Origin of the sequence: [Actinomadura] parvosata subsp. kistnae, assembly GCF_900323885.1 — a bacterium.
In the GTDB taxonomy this organism is placed as follows: Bacteria; Actinomycetota; Actinomycetes; order Streptosporangiales; family Streptosporangiaceae; genus Nonomuraea; species Nonomuraea composti.
Window position 1 is genome coordinate 309,861 of record NZ_OOHJ01000015.1, and the last position, 13,367, is coordinate 323,227.

A 13,367-nucleotide genomic window follows, 5' to 3' on the forward strand; every position below is an offset into this window, starting at 1 on the left:
CTCGGCCACCCCGCCTCGCCAGGGCATGGACCCCGTTGATCCCTTGGGCTAGTTTGCCCGACATGAAGCTTCGAACCGCGTTAGGTGCGCTGTCAGCGGCCCTCGTGCTCACCGCCGCCCCGCTCCCCGCCCACGCCGGAACGCCGCAGCTCGGCTGGGACCTCAAGGAGACGGGAGTGACCGCCCGCCTGCGCGGCCTGTCCCCCGTCAGCCGGAACGTGGTCTGGGCCTCCGGCTCCGGCGGCACCGTGCTGAGGACCACGGACGCCGGACGTACCTGGCAGAACGTCTCCCCGCCGGACACGGCCGCGCTCCAGTTCCGCGACATCGAGGCGTTCGACGCGAACCGGGCCGTGGCCCTGTCCATCGGCGAGGGCACCGACTCGCGCGTCTACCGCACCGAGGACGGGGGCCGCACCTGGGCGGAGACGTTCAGGAACGACGAGCCGCGCGCCTTCTACGACTGCCTGGCCTTCTTCGACCGCCGCCACGGGCTGGCCATGAGCGACCCGGTGGACGGCCGCTTCCGCATCCTGTCCACGTCCGACGGCGGACGGACCTGGCAGGTGCTGCCACCGGACGGCATGCCGCCGGCCCTGCCCGGCGAGGCCGGGTTCGCGGCGAGCGGCCAGTGCCTGGTGACGTCCGGCGGCCGTGACGCGTGGCTGGCCACCGGCGGAGCCGAACGATCCCGCGTCTTCCACTCCCGGGACCGCGGCCGCACCTGGACCGTCACCGACACGCCCATCCCCGCCGGCGACCCGGCCCGCGGCGTCTTCGGCCTCGCCTTCCGCGACCCCCGCCACGGGATCGCCGTCGGCGGCGACTACCGCCCCGACCAGCAGTCCCCCAACGCCGGCGGCACCACCCGCGACGGCGGCACCACCTGGCGCCCCTCCTCCGCTCCCCCACCCGCCTACCGCTCAGGCGTCGCCTGGCTCCCCCACCTCCCCCACGCCGCCATCGCCGTCGGCCCGTCCGGCAGCGACGTGACGTACTCGGGCGGCCGCACTTGGACCACCTTCGACACCGGCTCCTTCGACACGATCGCCTGCACCCCCGACCTCTCCTGCTGGGCTTCCGGCGACCAGGGCCGCCTCGCCCGACTCACCCTCAAGTAACCCCCCCACGGCACCGAGCCCGCACGCCCCGCCCTGAACCGCCCAGGACGGGTTCGGCCCGGTCAGCCCCACGCTCGGGTGACGAGCGACTGGGACGGCGACAGCGAAGCACGAGCGGGCGCGGTGCAGCGACACGGGCGGAGGCGCGGCCACCGCCACGACGCGACGCGGCGGCGCACACGCGGCGGCACACGCGCGGGAGGGCACGGGGCGCGAGCAGCGCACAAGCCGTGCGGCAGTGCGGGCGGCGCAATGGCACACGGGCCGAGGCGAAGCAACCCGAGCGAACAGGCGGCGCAGACCGGAGCAGGCACCTCATGGGCGCGGGCCATGCGGCGGCGCGACCAGCGAGCAGCGCCATGCGCAGCCGACACGACCACCACGACGAGCGCGCAGCGCGGCACGGCGGTGCGGGTGAACGGCGCGGTGCGGTGCGGACGGGGTGAAACGCGGGCGGTGGTGGGGTTAGCGGACGTCGTGGGGGCGGAACTGGATGCTGATGCGGGGGCCCGACGGGCGGCTGGTCTTGGGGATGGCGTGTTCCCACGTGCGCTGGCAGCTGCCGCCCATCACGATCAGGTCCCCGTGCCCCAGGTCGTGGCGGAGTGAGGGGCCGCCTCCGCGGGGGCGGAGCAGGAGGGAGCGGGGGCTGCCGACCGAGATGATGGCGACCATGGTGTCTTCGGCGCTGCCGCGTCCGATCGTGTCGCCGTGCCAGGTCACGCTGTCGCGGCCGTCGCGGTAGAAGCAGAGGCCGGCCGTGCGGAACGGCTCGCCCAGCTCCTCGCCGTAGTGGGCGTCGAGGGCGCGCCGGGCGTCGTCGAGGAGCGGGTCGGGCAGCGGCTCGCCTTCGTCGTAGAACTTGAGGAGCCGGGGCACGTCGACGACCTTGTCGTACATGCGGCGCCGCTCGGCCCGCCACGGCACGCGCTCGGCGAGGCGCTCGAACAGGGTGTCGGCGCCGGTGAGCCAGCCGGGCCGCAGGTCGATCCAGGCGCCGTGGGCGAGGTGGGTGCGGCGGACGGTGCCGCCGAGCGGGCCGAGGCCGAGCTCCTCGTCGAGGGCGAGCAAAGATGCTTGGAACGCGGCTGTCATGGTGTCGAGTGTATGCGATACTTCAAACACGCATTCGATTTGGGGGAAGCGACTTTTTCGATCGACAGGTCGTGCCAGTCTGGTGGGCACCGGATATGAGTGGCGTCGCCCCTCGGCCCGCACCGGAGGTGAAGAGGCCACCCACCGCTTCGTCACGCGAAGGAGCAGGCCATGCTCACCACGCACTACCTTCCGGGATCCCCCTGCTGGGTCGACGTCGGCACGCCCGACGTGGAGGCGTCGACGTCGTTCTACACCCGGCTGTTCGGGTGGGGCTCCGTCTCGCTGGGGCCCGAGCACCGGCACTACCGCTTCTGCCAGGTCGACGGCCGGACGGTCGCCGGCATCAGGCCGCAGACGCCGGCCGGGGGCGCCGCGTCCTGGCTCACGTACTTCCAGGTGCTCGACGCCGACTCCGTCGCGAAGACGATCGAGCAGGCGGGCGGCACCGTTCTGGCCGCCCCGGCCGACATCGAGGGGCAGGGGCGGATGGCGGTGTTCGCGGATCCGGCCGGGGCGGCGTTCGCGGTCTGGCAGCCCGGCGCGACGAAAGGGCTCGGGCTGGTCACCGACGCGGGCTCGCTGGGCTGGGTCGAGCTGTACGCGCCGGATCCCGTCGGCATCCGCGCCTTCTACCAGTCGGTGTTCGGGTGGCGCATCGAGGATCTGCCAATGGGCGACCTGTCGTACCCGGTGATCTCACCCGCGGAGGGCGACGAGTCGTCGGCGGCGGCCGGCATCGCCCAGCTCCAGGCGGGTGACCAGCCGCACTGGCTGCCGTACTTCGAGGTGCCCGACTGCGACGGCACGGTGGCGCAGGCGCAGCGGCTCGGCGCGGTGACGCAGTCTCCGGCGATGACGACGGAGGGGGTGGGGCGGATGGCGTTCCTGGCCGATCCGTTCGGCGCCAGGTTCGCGGTGATCACCAGCAGCGTCTGACGGGTCGGCGTCAATCGGCAGGGATCCTGGGGGATGGCGCTGATCCGCAGGATCGCGGGGAGGGTCGGCGCTGATCGGCAGGAGCGCGCGCAAGGTCCGCGGTGATCGCCGGCGGCGTGTGCGAGGTCCGCGGTGATCGCCGGCGGCGTGTGCGAGGTATGCGGTGATCGCCCGCGGCGTGTGCAAGGCCGGCGGTGATCGCTGGCGGCGTGTGCAAGGCCGGCGGGGATCGCCGGCGGCGGGTGCAAGGCCGGCGGTGATCGTCAGAAACGCGCACAAGGTCGGCGGTGGCGTGTGGCAGGTCGCGGGTGATCGCGGACGGCGCCTGCTGGAGGGATGGCCGGCGATCGCCGGTGGCGTTTGAAGGGTGTCGGTCGGCCTGCGCGCACGCAGTTCGCGCAGGCCGACCCTTCCCCGTGCGGGTGATTGCCCAGCTCAGGGGCCTGGCGCGGGTACTCATTCCCTCCAGGACGCCCTGCTAACGCGCGCGCCACACCGCACTCCTGTAACGTCATGCATGTGTTAGCCCGTTACATGGCCGGAGCGGTGGTGGCCCGCACCGGGGATGAGATGTCCGGGCCTGCCCTGCTCGTCACGGGGCTGGCCATCACCGGGTCGCCCCTGCTGGCGTCGTCGGTGCTGGCGGGGCTGACCGTGTCGGCCGCCGTCGGGGGGCCGCTGCTCGGGGTGCTGCTCGACCGGGCGCGGCGGCCTGGCCGGGTGCTGGGGTGGTGCCTGGCCGGGTACGCGGGCGGGCTGCTGCTGGTCGTCGGCGGGATGGCGGCGGAGGTGCACGGCGCCGTTCTGGTGGGGGTCGCGGTGGTCACCGGGTTGCTGGGGCCTGCGCTCACGGGCGGGTGGACGGCGCAGCTTCCCTCGGTGGCGGGGCCGGAGCGGCTGGCGCGGGCGACGGCGTTCGACTCGATGAGTTACAACGTGGCGGGGCTGGCCGGGCCCGCGCTCGCCGGGGTGGTCGCGGCCGTGGGGGGTGGTGTCGCGGCGGCGGTGGTGAGCGTCGTCCTGCTGGTCGCCGCGTTGCCCGCCGCCTACGGCCTGCCCGCGGCCGGCGCCGGGTCCACGACCGGACGCCCGGCGCGCGGTGGCGGGGGGTGGCGGGTGGTCCGGGAGGAGGTGCGGGCCGGGTTCCGGGTGATCGTGGCGAACGTGGCTCTGCGGCGGGCCACCCTCGCGTCCATGGTGTCGATCTGCGGGGTGGCCATGATGGTCGTGTCCGCCCCGGTGCTCGGTGCCCGGCTCAGCGGTGAGAGTGGTTACGGAGCGTTGCTGCTGGCCGTCGTCGCCGCGGCCGGGCTGGTGGCCAACGCGGCGCTGGCCGCGTCCCCGCGCGGGCCGGAGCTGGTGCAGGCGGTGGGGACGGCGGTGCTGGGGGCGGGGATGGTGGTGATGGCCGGCTCCGGGACGTTCTGGGTGGCCGCGCTGGGGGCCGCCGTGGCGGGTGCGGGTGAGGGGCCGCAGCTCACCGCCCTCTTCGCGGTACGTCACCGGGAGGCGCCCGCCCGGCTGCGTGGCCAGGTGTTCACCACGGGCGCCAGCATGAAGGTCACCTCGTTCGCGATCGGGTCGGCGCTGGCCGGGCCGCTGGCCGCGTACTCGGTGGGTCTCACGCTGCTGGCCGGGGCGGCGCTGCAGGTGCTCGCCGTCGCGGTGCTCGCCGCCCCGCTGCTCCGGCGGGCCGGGCATCAGTAGGCTCCGCTGTTCGGGCCGGGCCGGACATCAGTAGGCTCCGCTGTTCAGGGCGGGCCGGGCGGGAGGTGCGTCCCGCCGTTCAGGCAAGGATCGGTGGGAGGGGAGCCTCAGCGGGTGGTGCGGGAGCGGTGGGCGGCGACGCGTTCCCTGGTGGCGCAGCGGGTGCTGCAGTAGCGGCGCGGGCTGCCGCCCCCCACGTCCAGGAACGGTCGCCCGCAGCCGCTCGACGCGCACAGCCCGCCGGGCACCCGCTGGTGGTCGGCGAGCAGCACCGCCAGGGCCATCGCCGACGACGTCAGGAACCACTCCCCCCAGGGGGCGTCGTCGCCGCTGTCGACGTGGAGGTGCCAGGTCGTCGAGCCCGCGTGGCTGGTGAGCCGGGGCGGCCGGGCGGACTCGGCAAGGATGCGGTTGAGCAGGGCGGCCGCCTCGCCGGCGTCGGCCGCGCCCAGCACGTCGCGCAGGCGGGCCGCCGCGGCCCGCATCGCCGCCACGTCGTCCTCTCCCAGGCCGAGCTCCCCGGTCCCGCCGTCCTCGCCCAGGCCGTGCTCGCCCCGCCCGGGCTCGCCCAGGCCGAGCTCCCCGGTCCCGCCGTGCTCGCCCAGGTCGTGCTCGCCCCGCCCGGGCTTGCCCGAGCCGAGCTCCCCGGTCTCCCCGTGCTCACGCAGGATCCGGGTCACGGACGCGACCGACGGCCGTTCGTACAGCAGCTCCACGCACAGCTCCACGGCCCGCACGGCCATCGCCTTGGCCGAGTACACCTTCACCCGTGCAGCGTATGCATCCGCGCGGCCGATGCCGAGTCAGCCGCCGCAGGCCGCGAAGACGAACGAGTCGGGCAGCACCGTGTACCGGTCCCTGACCCGCACGGCGCCCGTCTCCGTGTCGATCTGCACGATCGTCATCCGGGTGGTGCCGGAGGCGTCGCTGGTCAGGTGGGCGGTGACCTGGTCGTCGGCGGTCCAGTCGAGCATCTGGAGGTCGCCGGCGGGCAGCTTGACGCGCTTGCGGCCGGCGATCTGGTCGCCGTCCGCGTCGTACGTCACCAACTCGGCCTTGGAGCCGGTCACCAGGCTCGCGACGGTGCGGCCGTCGCCGGCCAGGGCCTGCGGCACGTTGGAGACGATGACCTGGGGCGGGGTGGCCCGCCGCAGCTCCTCGCCGGTGTCGCTGTAGACGACCAGCTCGGTGACGTTCTCGGCGCCGGTGGTGGTGGTGAGGACCTCGCCGCCGTCGCCGCTGAAGCCGAGCACGGTCAGCTCGGCGGGCAGGGTGCCGAGCAGGTCGCCGGTCCGCGTGTCGAAGACGCGTGTGCCGGCCGGTTTCTCGCCGCCGACGACCGCGGCAAGGCGGGCGCCGTCGTCGGACAGCAGCAGCGTCACGTCGTACTGCGCCACCTTGGGCAGCGCGCCGGCGGCGAGCCGCTGGACGCCGCCGCCGAGTGTCCGCACGGCGAGGCGGCCCTGCTTGGTGAAGTACGCGACGTGCCGCCCGTTCCCGCTGACCGCGATGGGGGCGGGGGTGTAGCGGTTGGAGGTGCCGTCGGCCTCCTTGGCGACGCCCTGGGCGTCGGGCAGGGTGGCGCGGCGGCCGTCGTGCATGACGAGCCGCCAGTCGCCGCAGGCGCGCTGGCCGCCGCCCTTGACGGGGCAGGCCTTGATGGAGGCGTACCGGATGGAGTCGTCGTGGGCCGCGTGCGCGGGCGCCGGCCAGGCGAGGGCCGAGGCGACGGTCAGAGCTGTGAGGATCCTGATGCGCATGCCGGTCACTCCCCCGCCGCGGCGAACGCGTAGTTCTCGCCGATCTTGTACTGGTCGTCGTGCTCGATCCGGCCGGTGCCGGGGTCGACGGTGAGCACCCGTACCACCGCCGAGTTGCCCGTGCTCGCGGTCCTGGTGTAGGTGGCCCTGAGCAGGTCGCCGTCCCACCATGCGCTCGACGGCTCGAAGTGCGGGCCGGCCGGCACGTCCACGCCCTCGGACAGCTCCCCCGTCGCCAGGTCGTACGTGCGGATCCGCGCCGGTTCCTTCCGCTCCGCGTCGCCCTGGACGAGCGCGGCCACCGTGGTGCCGTCCGCGGCCAGGGCCCAGGCGCCGGCGTTCGCGATGACCTGGGGCGGTGTGCGCCGGGTGGCGCCGCCGCCAGGGCGCAGGGCGTACAGGGTGGTGGTGTTGTCGCCGGCCAGCCGCGTGGCCAGCACCTCGTCGCCGTCGGCGCTGAGGCCGAGCACCCCGTACGCGGCCGGCACCGTGGCGGTCTCGCCCGTGGCGACGGTGATGACCTTGGACGGCAGGCGGTCGTCGGCGTCGTAGTAGTCGATCAGCACGCGCTCGCCCGACGGCGACAGCCTGACGGCCATCTCGTCGCTGCCGATGCCCTTGGGCCGGGCGTCCTCGGGCAGGACCTTGGCGGGGCCGCCGCTGACGGGCCGGACGACCAGCCGGTGGTCGCGGGCGCGTTCGTAGAGCAGGACGCGGCCGTCGCCGCTGACCGCGAACGTGCTCGCGAGGTGCGCCTCGCGCCCCTTGCCGTTCACGCCGCGGGTGGCGGCGCCGGGCACGGTGGCCTGGCCGCCGTCGCGCAGGCGCAGCCGCCAGGCGCCGCAGGGGTCGGTGTCCTGGCGTTTCTTGTCGTAGCAGCTCTTGATCCAGGCGACCCGGGCGGCCGGTGGCGCGGCGCGCGCGTACGCCGGGGTGGTGAGCCCGAGAGTGCCGATGACCGCGGGCGCGAGCAGCGCGGCGATCATTGAGGAGTGCCTCATGGCTGTGGTCCTTTCCGCTCACCTCCTTTGACCCGGACGAGGCGTGGCGGGTTGGTCACAACTCGGACTCGGGGCTTCAGAGCGGACGGCGGCCGGCGAAGCCGAGCTCGGTGCGGTGGTACCAGCCCAACTCCCGCTCCCCCTCGATCCAGCACAGCCGCACGGAGACGCCGTCGAGCAGCGAGGGGAAGTCGACGAGCACCGGCGCGATGCCCTTGACCTCGATGCCCTGCTCGCTCCACCCGCTGAGGATCTCCTCGATCCTGGCCTGCAGCCCTTTCAGCTCGGGCAGGCCGCCCAGCTCGGACCGGCCGCCGGTGCGCCGCTCGAAGTCGATCTCGGCCAGGTCGGCGCGGGCCGCGATGAGCTCCGCGGCCTCCCGCATGACGGCGGGGAGCAGCGCGCGGGCCTCGTCGAGGGTGAAGATCCGCTCCATGGGCTTACGTTAGCGGTTCGGCTCGTAGGCGTGGATGAGCAGCCGCTCGGCGTGGTCGAGGTAGTCGTCGAGGTAGGCGGCGGCCTCCTCGGGCCGCCCCGACTCGATGAGCCCGACCAGGATGCGGTTGCGTTCGAGGAACGGCTCGTGGAAGGCCCGCGGGTTCTCCATGACGTGGAAGACGAGGCGCAGCTCGGCGAGGAGCTGGCGCATGGTCTCGTCGATCCTGGGGCTCTCGTTGAGGGAGACGAGCGCCTGGTGGAAGCGGATGTTGGCGGTGCCGACGGCCTGCCAGTCGTCGCCGGCGGCGGCGCGCCGGGCGTCGGCCACCGCCTCCTTGATCACGGCCAGCGCCTCCTTGGACGGCTTGCGCCGCACGGCCGCGCCTTCCAGCACCCGCCGTACGCGGTAGAGGTCGAGGACGTCCTCGACGGACGGCAGCCGCACGAACACCCCGCGGTTGAGCCGGTGGTCGAGCAGCCGCTCGTGCCCGAGCAGCCGGAACGCCTCGCGCAGCGTGTTGCGGGACACGCCGAGTGCCTCGGAGATGGACTCCTCCGACAGCCGCTGGCCGGGCTGGAAGAAGCCTTCGCTGATGCGGTCGCGCAGGATGTCGGCCACCCTCTCGGCGGTGCTGCTGCGTCCCAGTCGGGGGCGGTCCTGGGAGAGATCAGCGACCACGTTATCCACATTTGACAGCGAATCATGGAGCAAACCTCTTGTCGAATTGTTCAACGATCCTTACGTTGATAAGAACCCCCCTCGAAACTCAAGGAGCGATCGGATGTCAGGCCCCACGCAACAGACGCGGCGGGTGATCCTCGCCAGCCTGATCGGCACCTCGCTGGAGTGGTACGACTTCTTCCTCTACACCACCGCGGCGACCCTGGTCTTCCCCAAGCTGTTCTTCCCGTCACTCGACCCGTTCAGCGCGACCCTGGCCTCGCTGACCACCAACGCCGTGGCGTTCGTGGCCAGGCCGCTCGGCGGCGTGGTGTTCGGGCACTTCGGCGACCGGGTGGGCCGCAAGACCGTGCTGGTCGTGACGCTGCTGGTGATGGGCGTCTCGACGTTCCTCATCGGCGTGCTGCCCGGCTACGCCGCCGTGGGCGTGCTGGCCCCGATCCTGCTCGCGGTGCTGCGGTTCGTGCAGGGGCTCGGGCTCGGCGGCGAGTGGGGCGGCGCGGTGATCATGTCGCTGGAGCACGGCGACGGGCGCCGGCGCGGCTTCAACGCGAGCTGGCCGCAGGTCGGCGTGCCCGCCGGCTACGTGCTCGCCACCGGCCTGCTGACGATCATGAACGTCACCATGTCCGACGCGGCGTTCCTGTCGTGGGGCTGGCGGATACCGTTCCTGCTGTCCGGGGCGCTGGTGTTCGTCGGCCTCTGGGTGCGGCTGCGGATCACCGAGTCGCCGCTGTTCGCCGAGGTCGAGCAGCAGGGCGCCAAGGCGAAGATGCCGCTGGTGGAGGTGCTGCGCACGCATCCGCGGGCCCTGCTGTCGGCCTTCACCGCCCGCATCGGGGTGGACGTCGCCTTCTACACCTTCACCGCGTACATCATCGTCTACATCACCGGCGAGCTGGGGCTGCCGCGCTCGTACGCGCTGAACGCCGTGCTCATCGGCTCGGCGCTGCAGCTCGCGCTGATCCCCCTGGCGGGCGCGCTGTCCGACCGGTACGGGCGGCGCCCCGTCTACCTCGTCGGCGTGGTCGGCGCGGCGGTGTGGGTGTTCGCGTTCTTCCCGCTGCTCGACACCAAGTCGTTCCCGCTGATCGCGCTGGCCGCCGTGGTGGCGCTGGTCACCCACGCCGCCATGTACGGGCCGCAGGCCGCGTTCATCGCCGAGCTGTTCAGCACGCGGCTGCGCTACAGCGGCGCCTCGATGGGCTACCAGGTCGCCGGCATCGTCGGCGGCGCGCTGGCGCCGGTCATCGCGCTGCAGCTCTTCGAGTCGTTCCAGTCCACGCTCGCCGTGTCGATCTACGTCGTGGTCGCGCTGGCGGTCACCGCCCTGGGCCTGGCCATCGCGCCGGAGACCAGGGACCTCAACCTGGCCGAGCCGCCCAGGTCCAAGGCGCCGCAGGTGGGGCCGTTCGCCTGAGCCCTGCCCGGCGCGCGGGAACGCCGCGAAAGGCGCGGGCGGCGGCTGCCACCGCCGCCCGCGCGGAAAGGGTCCGCATGAGAACAGCACTGGCCGTCATCGCCGCGCTCCTCGCGATCCCGCTGGTCATCGGGGTCGTCGGGGGCATGGAGAGCACGGGCGGCGGCGAGGTGGCCGTCGTACGCGACGGCGGGCCGCTCGACGACAACAAGGTCCGCCAAGTGATCGACCCCGGCTCGGGCCTGACCTGGACCGGTATGTGGTCCTCCGTCCACCTCTATCCGGCGCAGCAACGCTTCTACACGATCACCGCCGACGCCAAGCGCGCCACCACCCTCGGCGTGGACGTGGTGACGGTGCCCAGCAGCGACGGCGTGAACCTGGGCATCGAAGGCACCCTCTACTTCACGCTCAACCTGGACCACGAGACGCTGAAGACGTTCGACGACCGCTACGGCACCCGCACCTTCCGCACCCAGGGCGACACCGCGCTCTACCCGTGGGACGGCGACGAGGGCTGGGCCGCGTTCTTCGGCCAGGCCGTCCGTCCCGTGATCGACAACGCGCTGCGCGGCCAGATCGGCGCCATGCGCTGCGCGGAGCTGGTGCCCTCCTGCTCGCTGCTGGAGAGCTCCGCCCTCAAGCCGCAGGACAGCAACGCCAACATCGCCAAGGTGCAGGACGCGGTGAACGCCTCGCTGGCCCGCGACCTGCCCGCCACGCTCGGCGGCAGCTTCCTGACCGGCCTGCGGTTCACGCTGGCGAAGGTGACGTTGCCCGCCGACGTGCAGAAGGCCGTGGACCGGTCGCTGTCGGCCGCCGCCGCGGTCTCGGAGGCCGAGGCGAAGGTGGCGCAGGCCAAGGCCGAGGCGGAGGCGAACCGGGCCCGGCAGGACGGCTACGACAAATGCCCCGCCTGCGCCGAGATCGAGAAGCTCAGGTCGCTGCCGCAGGGCATCACCGTGTACGCCCCCGGCAACCCCCAGTCGGTCGTCATACCGTCCAGGTAGGGGCCAGGTAGGGGTTCGTGACGGAATCGCCATCGATTCCCAGAACAAGCAGCCGCGAAACGGCATAAACTGCGCGCCTGTGAGCCTGCCTGTACGTGAACGTTCCCCTCGGCCGGGCGGCGGTCGCCACCGCCGTCCCGTGCCCACGTCCTTGCCGCCCGACGCCCCCGTGCTCGTGCTCGCCACCCCCGGCGGCACCGCCGGCGTGGCCGAGGAGATCGCCGCCGTGGTACGCGTCGACAACCCGCAGATCGAGGTGCGTCTGACGAGCGTCACCGACCTGGCAGACTCCCTGCCCGCCGGCCGCGACGCCGTCATCGTCCCCCTGCTCACGTGGGAAGATCCCGCCGTCATGGCGGAGATCGGCAAGGCCGTCGCGGCCGCCGGCTCCGGCGCCGTCGTGACAGAGGCGCTCGGGCCGCACCCGCTGCTGGCCGAGGCCCTGCACATCCGGCTGGCCGAGCGCGGCCTGGCCAGGGCCGACCGCGTCCGCCTGCTGAACGTCTCCAGCCCCGTGGACGCCGTCATCCTCGCCACCGTCGGCGGCGAGCGGGCGGTGCACGCGCTTCAGGCCACCGCGGTGCTCCTCGCCTCCCGGCTCACGCTGCCGGTCGTCGCCGCGTCGCTGGACAGCGAGCCCGGCGTGCCCGTCGCCGCCCAGCGGCTGCGCGCCGCGGGCGCCGAACGGCTGGCCATCGCGCCCTGCCTGATCGGCCACGAGGCGCCCGCCGGCATCGTCGAGCAGGCCGCCGCCGCGATCAACGCCGGCCACGCCCAGCCGCTCGGCGCGCACAGCGCCGTCGCCGAACTTGTCGCCCGAGCTTACGGGAGTCAACTCGCCACTTGACAAGGGCTTGTAAAGATCACAGGAGTCGCGTTACCGTCTCCGCATGCGCCGTGTGGTCTGCAATGGCGAGCGACTCGGCCTCCGTGACGTCACGGAGGCCGACGTGACCGCCCTGCACACCATCTACAGCCACCCCGCCGCCGTCCAGCACGCCCCCTTCGCCCCGCGCAGCCTCCAGGAGGTCACCGGCCTCGTCGAGGAGGCCATGGAGGCCGCCGCCGCCGAGCCACGCCGCCTCTACGTCCTGGCCGTCGTCGACGCCGGCCGCCGCGACGTCATCGGGGTGGCCAGGCTCCGCATCGAGGCCGACCTGCCGCACAGCGCCGAGATCGGCTTCGGGTTACATCCCGACCAGTGGGGGCGCGGCATCGGCACCGACCTCGTACGCCTGCTGCTGTCGTTCGGGTTCAAGCAGCTCGGGCTGCACCGCATCTGGGGCGCCCGCTCCCCCGCCAACCTGCCCGCCCAGCTCGCCATGCTGACGGCCGGGATGGTCGAGGAGGGCCGCATCCGGCACCACCTGCACACACCGAACGGGTGGCGCGACTCCATCGTGCACTCCGCGATCGAAGGCGAGTGGACCGAGCGCTAGCTCGTCCAGTTCTTCAGCACGCGGGTCGCGACCTGCGGCGGAAGGCCGTCGGAGCCGTCCACGACGAAATCCTCCACCCGCGCCGCCTCCAGGATCGGCGCCAGCTCCCCCGACCTCTTCAGATGCCAGTCCAGCCCCTCGGGGTCGAACGCGTGGCGGGCCTCCAACCGGCGCCGCACCTCCGGCAGCTCCACGTGCAACCGGCACACCTTCAGGGGGACGCCCAGCGCCTCCTCGTACGCGTCGCGCTCGGCCCGGCTCTCGACGACACCCGCCAGCACCAGCCGCTCGGCGCCCGCCTCCAGGTAGTTCGCGGCCACCGGGCGGAGGTTGCGCAGGGTCAGCTCGCCGTGGAACGGGTCGGACGGGGGCGACGGCCAGGCTCGGCGCAGCCAGTCGATGTCGATGACCGCGTTCGGCACCCGGCGGTCGGCCAGCAGGTCGCCCACGGCGTCCGCCACGGACGTCTTGCCCGACCCCACCGTGCCTGTGATCAGGAGAGCTTTCGGCATTTTCGCGATCATACTTCTCGCGACCACCCCTTTCGTGATCGCCCTCTTCAGGGCCGCACTCCTCGCGGCCACCCCTTTTCGCGGCCGGACTCCTCGCGACCGCCCTCTTCGTGGCCGCGCATTCCTCGCACCCCTTTTCGTGATCGCCCTTTTGCGATCGCCCTTTTCTGCGATCACACCGGCGCGTGTGAGTCGCCGGGCGGGGATTGTCGGTGCGGCATCCTACGATGAGGCTCCTCACGG

The 13,367-nt window shown here is 73.2% G+C and carries 14 protein-coding genes; 7 read left to right on the forward strand and 7 right to left on the reverse strand.

Annotated elements, in window-relative coordinates; all coding sequences use genetic code 11:
• The first annotated feature begins 62 nt into the window (after window positions 1-62).
• Entirely contained in the window at window positions 63-1,121 is a 1,059-nt protein-coding gene (locus tag KIS93_RS16120) for a WD40/YVTN/BNR-like repeat-containing protein (RefSeq protein ID WP_080036812.1), read from the forward strand.
• A gap of 465 nt (window positions 1,122-1,586) precedes the next feature.
• Here KIS93_RS16120 and KIS93_RS16125 read toward each other — a convergent pair whose 3' ends face one another.
• A complete protein-coding gene (locus KIS93_RS16125; protein WP_080036811.1) occupies window positions 1,587-2,216 on the reverse strand; it encodes an alpha-ketoglutarate-dependent dioxygenase AlkB in 630 nt (209 codons plus the stop codon).
• Between the two features lie 171 nt (window positions 2,217-2,387).
• On the opposite strand from KIS93_RS16125, the gene KIS93_RS16130 reads away from it, so the two are divergent.
• Window positions 2,388-3,155 (forward strand): VOC family protein, encoded by a 768-nt coding sequence (locus tag KIS93_RS16130; RefSeq protein WP_080036810.1) that lies wholly within the window; start codon window positions 2,388-2,390, stop codon window positions 3,153-3,155.
• 513 nt (window positions 3,156-3,668) lie between these two features.
• Window positions 3,669-4,862: an MFS transporter gene (locus KIS93_RS16135; protein WP_155126492.1), complete on the forward strand. Its 1,194-nt coding sequence runs from the start codon at window positions 3,669-3,671 to the stop codon at window positions 4,860-4,862.
• A gap of 107 nt (window positions 4,863-4,969) precedes the next feature.
• Here KIS93_RS16135 and KIS93_RS16140 read toward each other — a convergent pair whose 3' ends face one another.
• The 5 genes from KIS93_RS16140 to KIS93_RS16160 all read right to left on the reverse strand — a co-directional run bounded on the left by KIS93_RS16140 (window position 4,970) and on the right by KIS93_RS16160 (window position 8,740).
• Window positions 4,970-5,629 (reverse strand): CGNR zinc finger domain-containing protein, encoded by a 660-nt coding sequence (locus tag KIS93_RS16140; RefSeq protein WP_230465979.1) that lies wholly within the window; start codon window positions 5,627-5,629, stop codon window positions 4,970-4,972.
• 36 nt (window positions 5,630-5,665) lie between these two features.
• On the reverse strand, window positions 5,666-6,622 hold the full coding sequence (locus KIS93_RS16145; protein WP_155126489.1) for a hypothetical protein: 957 nt from the start codon (window positions 6,620-6,622) through the stop codon (window positions 5,666-5,668).
• Between the two features lie 5 nt (window positions 6,623-6,627).
• Window positions 6,628-7,623 (reverse strand): hypothetical protein, encoded by a 996-nt coding sequence (locus tag KIS93_RS16150; protein WP_155126486.1) that lies wholly within the window; start codon window positions 7,621-7,623, stop codon window positions 6,628-6,630.
• A 76-nt stretch (window positions 7,624-7,699) separates the two neighbouring features.
• Window positions 7,700-8,059, reverse strand: a complete 360-nt coding sequence (locus KIS93_RS16155; protein ID WP_080036806.1) for a DUF2203 domain-containing protein — start codon at window positions 8,057-8,059, stop codon at window positions 7,700-7,702.
• A gap of 9 nt (window positions 8,060-8,068) precedes the next feature.
• Window positions 8,069-8,740: a GntR family transcriptional regulator gene (locus KIS93_RS16160; RefSeq protein WP_230465978.1), complete on the reverse strand. Its 672-nt coding sequence runs from the start codon at window positions 8,738-8,740 to the stop codon at window positions 8,069-8,071.
• Window positions 8,741-8,843: 103 nt separating this feature from the next.
• On the opposite strand from KIS93_RS16160, the gene KIS93_RS16165 reads away from it, so the two are divergent.
• The 4 genes from KIS93_RS16165 (at window position 8,844) to KIS93_RS16180 (ending at window position 12,612) form a co-directional block, all read left to right on the forward strand.
• Window positions 8,844-10,163 (forward strand): MFS transporter, encoded by a 1,320-nt coding sequence (locus tag KIS93_RS16165; protein ID WP_186404258.1) that lies wholly within the window; start codon window positions 8,844-8,846, stop codon window positions 10,161-10,163.
• Window positions 10,164-10,240: 77 nt separating this feature from the next.
• Window positions 10,241-11,173: an SPFH domain-containing protein gene (locus KIS93_RS16170; protein WP_080036805.1), complete on the forward strand. Its 933-nt coding sequence runs from the start codon at window positions 10,241-10,243 to the stop codon at window positions 11,171-11,173.
• Between the two features lie 139 nt (window positions 11,174-11,312).
• Window positions 11,313-12,020 (forward strand): sirohydrochlorin chelatase, encoded by a 708-nt coding sequence (locus tag KIS93_RS16175; RefSeq protein ID WP_230465977.1) that lies wholly within the window; start codon window positions 11,313-11,315, stop codon window positions 12,018-12,020.
• 43 nt (window positions 12,021-12,063) lie between these two features.
• Window positions 12,064-12,612, forward strand: a complete 549-nt coding sequence (locus tag KIS93_RS16180; protein WP_080036803.1) for a GNAT family N-acetyltransferase — start codon at window positions 12,064-12,066, stop codon at window positions 12,610-12,612.
• On the opposite strand, the gene KIS93_RS16185 is transcribed toward KIS93_RS16180, so the two are convergent.
• Window positions 12,609-13,124: an adenylyl-sulfate kinase gene (locus tag KIS93_RS16185; protein ID WP_080036802.1), complete on the reverse strand. Its 516-nt coding sequence runs from the start codon at window positions 13,122-13,124 to the stop codon at window positions 12,609-12,611. The two genes, KIS93_RS16180 and KIS93_RS16185, sit on opposite strands and share 4 nt — an antisense overlap.
• Between the last annotated feature and the right edge of the window lie 243 nt (window positions 13,125-13,367).

Bases quoted from the DNA above. Each gene is read 5' to 3' on its own strand.
- KIS93_RS16135 (WP_155126492.1), top strand. From the start codon at position 3,669: ATGCATGTGTTAGCCCGTTACATGGCCGGAGCGGTGGTGGCCCGCACC.
- KIS93_RS16155 (WP_080036806.1), bottom strand. From the start codon at position 8,059: ATGGAGCGGATCTTCACCCTCGACGAGGCCCGCGCGCTGCTCCCCGCC.
- KIS93_RS16170 (WP_080036805.1), top strand. From the start codon at position 10,241: ATGAGAACAGCACTGGCCGTCATCGCCGCGCTCCTCGCGATCCCGCTG.
- KIS93_RS16180 (WP_080036803.1), top strand. From the start codon at position 12,064: ATGCGCCGTGTGGTCTGCAATGGCGAGCGACTCGGCCTCCGTGACGTC.
- KIS93_RS16145 (WP_155126489.1), bottom strand. From the start codon at position 6,622: ATGCGCATCAGGATCCTCACAGCTCTGACCGTCGCCTCGGCCCTCGCC.
- KIS93_RS16165 (WP_186404258.1), top strand. From the start codon at position 8,844: ATGTCAGGCCCCACGCAACAGACGCGGCGGGTGATCCTCGCCAGCCTG.
- KIS93_RS16120 (WP_080036812.1), top strand. From the start codon at position 63: ATGAAGCTTCGAACCGCGTTAGGTGCGCTGTCAGCGGCCCTCGTGCTC.
- KIS93_RS16150 (WP_155126486.1), bottom strand. From the start codon at position 7,623: ATGAGGCACTCCTCAATGATCGCCGCGCTGCTCGCGCCCGCGGTCATC.
- KIS93_RS16125 (WP_080036811.1), bottom strand. From the start codon at position 2,216: ATGACAGCCGCGTTCCAAGCATCTTTGCTCGCCCTCGACGAGGAGCTC.
- KIS93_RS16185 (WP_080036802.1), bottom strand. From the start codon at position 13,124: ATGCCGAAAGCTCTCCTGATCACAGGCACGGTGGGGTCGGGCAAGACG.
- KIS93_RS16130 (WP_080036810.1), top strand. From the start codon at position 2,388: ATGCTCACCACGCACTACCTTCCGGGATCCCCCTGCTGGGTCGACGTC.